Annotated in this window: 3 protein-coding genes; 2 read left to right on the top strand and 1 reads right to left on the bottom strand. The window is 65.9% G+C overall.

What is annotated here, in order from left to right; all coding sequences use genetic code 11:
* A partial coding sequence (locus BSZ14_RS18535; RefSeq protein WP_139330544.1) for an MFS transporter occupies positions 1-571 on the top strand: 571 nt, incomplete at its 5' end.
* Here BSZ14_RS18535 and BSZ14_RS18530 read toward each other — a convergent pair.
* A complete protein-coding gene (locus BSZ14_RS18530; RefSeq protein ID WP_076712036.1) occupies positions 568-1554 on the bottom strand; it encodes a helix-turn-helix domain-containing protein in 987 nt (328 codons plus the stop codon). The genes BSZ14_RS18535 and BSZ14_RS18530 overlap by 4 nt on opposite strands.
* A gap of 263 nt (positions 1555-1817) precedes the next feature.
* Between BSZ14_RS18530 and BSZ14_RS18525 the strand changes: the two genes are divergently transcribed.
* Complete coding sequence (locus tag BSZ14_RS18525; RefSeq protein WP_076712035.1) at positions 1818-4175, top strand: TonB-dependent receptor; 2358 nt, start codon at positions 1818-1820, stop codon at positions 4173-4175.
* Positions 4176-4346 lie beyond the last annotated feature (171 nt).

Here is a 4346-nt window from a genome sequence, read left to right as displayed (position 1 = left end):
GGCCGCGCTGTCCGCGGTATTGATGGCGCAGGCGCTGACGAACTGGGCCGCCAGCCTGTTGATCCGGCTGCACGGACTGACCCCGCCGCGCGCCGGGCTGTATGTCGGGCTGGCGATGATGTTGGCGGGGGCGTTCGGCCATGGGCTGGGCGGGCTGCTCGCCGATCGCTGGGGACGCGGCGCGCCGAAGCTGTTGCTGCTCGGGCTGGCGATGGGAACGCTGGCGCTCTGGCCGCTGACCCGCACGGCCGATCTGCCGCTGGCGCTGGCCGCCCTAGTCGTCGCGGCGATCGGCCTGTCGATCACGCTGGCCAATGGCATGATCGGATTGCAGAGCCTGGTCCCTCCGGCTTTGCGGGTCGAGGCGACCGCGATCTTCCTGACGCTGGTCACGCTGCTCGGCACCGCGCTCGGCCCCTGGGCGGTCGGCGCTGCGAGCCAGGCGCTCGCGCATCCGACCGGGTTGGGAAAGGGGCTCGCCGATGCGATGGGCGGGGTGCTGGGCCTGACCGGACTGGTCGGCTGCGGCGCGGCGCTGGTCGCGGCGCGGCAGAAGCGGGCGCGCGGCTAATCCAGTTCGTGCATCCAGCCGTGCCAGCGGCGCGTGCCCGTCTCGACCGCATCGCCGCGTTCCCGGCGGACGCGCGCGCGATATTCGGCGGGATCGATCCCCTGATCGGCGCGGAACGCGCGGACCAGCGCGGTCGCATCGCCCAGCCCGTAAGCCTGCGCCAATTCGGCCAGGTCGCGCTCCTCCGCTCCCTCCAGCGCGCGGCGCACCGCATCGATGCGGCGACGGCGGACATGTCGCGCAATGCCGTCGCTGCGCGAGTACAGGCGATAGAGCGTCGCGCGCGACACGCCGACCAGATCGGCGATGACAGCGCCGGTTAGATTGGGGTTGGCCAGTTCGCGGTCGATCAGTTGCTCGACGGCCTCACGGCGCAGATGATCCTGCCGCCGCGCCTCTACCGCGACGTCGCGCGGGCCGCCCAGCGCGGTCGGCAGCAGTTCGATCAGCGCGCGGGCAAAGGCACTGTCATGCCGGTCACCGAGGCGCGGCGCATGGCGGGCCAGCGATTGCAGGAAGTCGCTGAGCATGGCGGTGTCGGGGGCGTGCGCGACGAAGCCGTGCAGCGCCTCCAGGCTGCCCAGCGCCGCCAGCACCAAGTCGCGCGCGACACTGACCGTGATCAGATGGGCGTCGCGCGCCTCGGTGCGGTGGCCGCGCCGCGTATCAAGGAACACGATGTCGCCCGCCCCGGCACGTGCGAACCCGCTGCGCGCATGGCCGACCAGCGTCCCCGACAGGACATGGTGCAGGACGATATGGTCGAACCCGTCGGCCTGCACCCGCTCCTCGCGGGCGTGCGCCATGCCCGACAGATGCCGGTCGAACAGCAGGATATGACGAAAGCGCCAGCCGGTGACGTGCGCCCGGAACGGCCCATCCAGCCGCTCGACATCCGCGCCATTGGCATAAAGCTGGCGGTATTGTGCGAATGCCTCGGCTTCGGTCAGCCCCTCGCTGGAAAAGCCGATCTCCTCCTTCACCTCATGCGTCCGATCTCTCCATCTCGCTCTCTGGCGATGCACGGTACAACCGAGGATGTCGGCGACGGTTCATCATGGTCACAGATACTATATGCAGTCATCCAAAACGGGAAAATATCTGCCAACTTCTCGCGTGTAAAACCGCGCCCCATCATGACGTCATTGTCATCATAAAACCCACATCATCCCCCAACATCGTCATCAAGCCGCAATGATCCGGGACCAAGGGACGGCCGCATAATCCTTTGGGGGGAATCCATATCATGACGTCGTTCAGCCCGCGCTTTGCGGGGCGTCTTTTCGCGTCCAGCGCGTTCGTGCTTCTGCTCGCCACGCCTGCCTTTGCGGCCGATCCCGAACCGGCCAAGACGACGGTGCCCGACGACCAGAAGACCAATGCCGACGGCTCGCTGAACGACATCATCGTCACCGCCGAAAAGCGACCCCAGAGCCTGCAGAAGACGCCGATCGCGATCTCGGTCCTGTCGGCCGAGGATCTGCAGAACCGCCATGTCCAGTCGTTGGTCGACCTGCAGGACGGTGCGATCCCGTCGCTCCGCGTCGCGCCTTTCTATTCGCGCAACTCCGCGCTCATCATGAACATCCGCGGCATCGGCGTGCTAGCCGACAGCAACCAGCCCGCGCGCGATCAGGGCGTCGGCGTCTATATCGACGGCGTGTATCTGGGCCGCGCGCAGGGGTTGGGCACCGCGCTCTATGACATCGAGAGCGTCGAAGTGCTCAAAGGCCCGCAGGGCACGCTGTTCGGCCGCAATACCGAGGGCGGCGCGGTCAGCATCGTGACGAAGAAGCCGACCGGCCAGTTCAGCCTAACCGCGACCGCGGGCATCGGCAATTTCGGTGCCCACAAGGCCGAGGCGCATCTGAACCTGCCCGAATGGCATAATTTCAGCGTGAAGCTGGACGGCATCGTCACCAAGCGCAACGGGCTGGTCGACAATCCGCTGCCCGGACAGGCGGACTTCAACGGCTTCGATCGGCACGGCGCGCATGTCGAGGTGTTGTGGAAACCGCAAGACGGGGTGAGCGCGGATTATGCGTTCGACACCTCTTATGATGCCTCGACCCCGCTCTATCTCCAGGCGATCACCAACGGTACGCTGACCCGCGCGCCCGCTCTGCCGCTCCAACCGAACCGGGTGCGCATCGCGAGCATCGGCGTGCCGCAGCAGGAGAGCATCGGCAAGACGCACGGCCACCGCCTGACGCTCGGCCTCGACCTCGCGCCCGGCCTTCAGCTCAAGTCGATCACCGCGTATCGCGAGCTGGACCAGAGCCAGTATGACAATGGCGGCCAGAACAGCACCACCTACAAGCCGAACGGCAGCTTCAGCCGCTACAGCCTGGCAGGCTTCACGCAGAACCAGTTCAGTCAGGAAATCCAGCTGATCGGCGACAGCCCCCGCCTGAAATATGTCGCGGGTGCGATGGCGTATCGCGAGCATAGCGAGGACAATGCCCAGGCGTTCAATACGATGGTCTGGAACGCGACCGGGACCGCCGCGACCGTGGCGACCTACAACATTGCCACCGTTCCCTTCGACCGCGCCAGCCGGATCACGACGCGCAGCATCGGCGTGTTCGGCCAAGCAACCTGGACCCCGGCGATCCTGGACGACCGGCTGCACGTCACGGGCGGCGCGCGCTACACCCGCGACATGAAGCATGGCGAGCTGTTCATCGTGAACGGCAAGACGCCCAATGTCGACGGTGTCACCGCCCCGCGCCAGCTCGACGCCGCCTGGTCGCGCGTCGATCCGCTGCTGACGCTGGCCTATGACGTGACCGGCGACGTGCATGTCTATGGCAAATGGTCGGAGGGGTATAAGTCGGGCGGCGCCAATTCGCGCTCGCTGCGCTATGCGCCGTTCAATCCGGAAACGCTGTCGATGTTTGAGATCGGTGCGAAGAGCGAGTTTCTCGACCGCCGCGTCCGCCTGAACCTGGCCGCCTATACCGGCGCGTACAAGGCGATCCAGATCGACTTCCAGGCGAATTACCTCCAGGTCGATGCGCAGGGCAATCTGCTCCAGACCAACCGCACCACCATCGAGACCGCCAACGCGCCCGGCACCGGCCGCGCCAAGGGCGTCGAGGCGGAGCTGACGGTCGCACCGATGGCGGGCCTGACGCTGACCGCCAGCTATGCCTATAACGATGTGACCATCCCGGCGACGGTGAACCCGTTCCCGCAAGGCGCGACCGGCCAGATCGTGAAGACGCCGATCAAGATCTATCCGGTCTATACGCCCGCGCATGCCGCCAGCGGCGCGATCGATTACGAGCGACCGATGGGCGATTATCGCCTCGTCGCGCATCTCGATGCCAATTACGACAGCGGCTTCTATGCCAATTACAACGATCCCGCGCCGGGGGTGAACCAGCCCAAGGGCGATCCAGGCTTCATCGTCAACGGCCGGATCGGCATCGCCGACATCGCGCTGAACGACACCGGGGCGCTGTTGAGTCTGTCGGCCTGGACGCGCAACCTGCTGAACGAGCAGCATATGTTCTATAAGTCGCTGAATACGCTGACCGGCCTGTCGGGCTTCTTCAACGAACCGCGCACCTATGGTCTGGAAGCGACGGTGAAGTTCTGATGCGCGGGATGATCGCCATTGCGCTGCAGGTCGCGGTTCCGGCGGGGCAACTGTGATGCTCACCCGAGCTGTAGCGGCTGACGTTTACGGATCATGGCGTTGAGGATGACGAGGAGTTGTCGCGCAATGGCGATGAGTATAGTCTTTGGCGCCTTACCCTTGGCGCGCATC

Origin of the sequence: Sphingomonas sp. Sph1(2015) (assembly GCF_001970915.1) — a bacterium.
Taxonomy (GTDB): Bacteria; Pseudomonadota; Alphaproteobacteria; order Sphingomonadales; family Sphingomonadaceae; genus Sphingomonas; species Sphingomonas parapaucimobilis.
Note: the sequence above shows the minus strand (reverse complement) of the source record. Positions and strands in the feature narration are given on the sequence as shown.

Excerpts from the sequence above, each read along its gene's own strand:
- BSZ14_RS18525 (WP_076712035.1), top strand. The coding sequence starts at position 1,818 with ATGACGTCGTTCAGCCCGCGCTTTGCGGGGCGTCTTTTCGCGTCCAGC.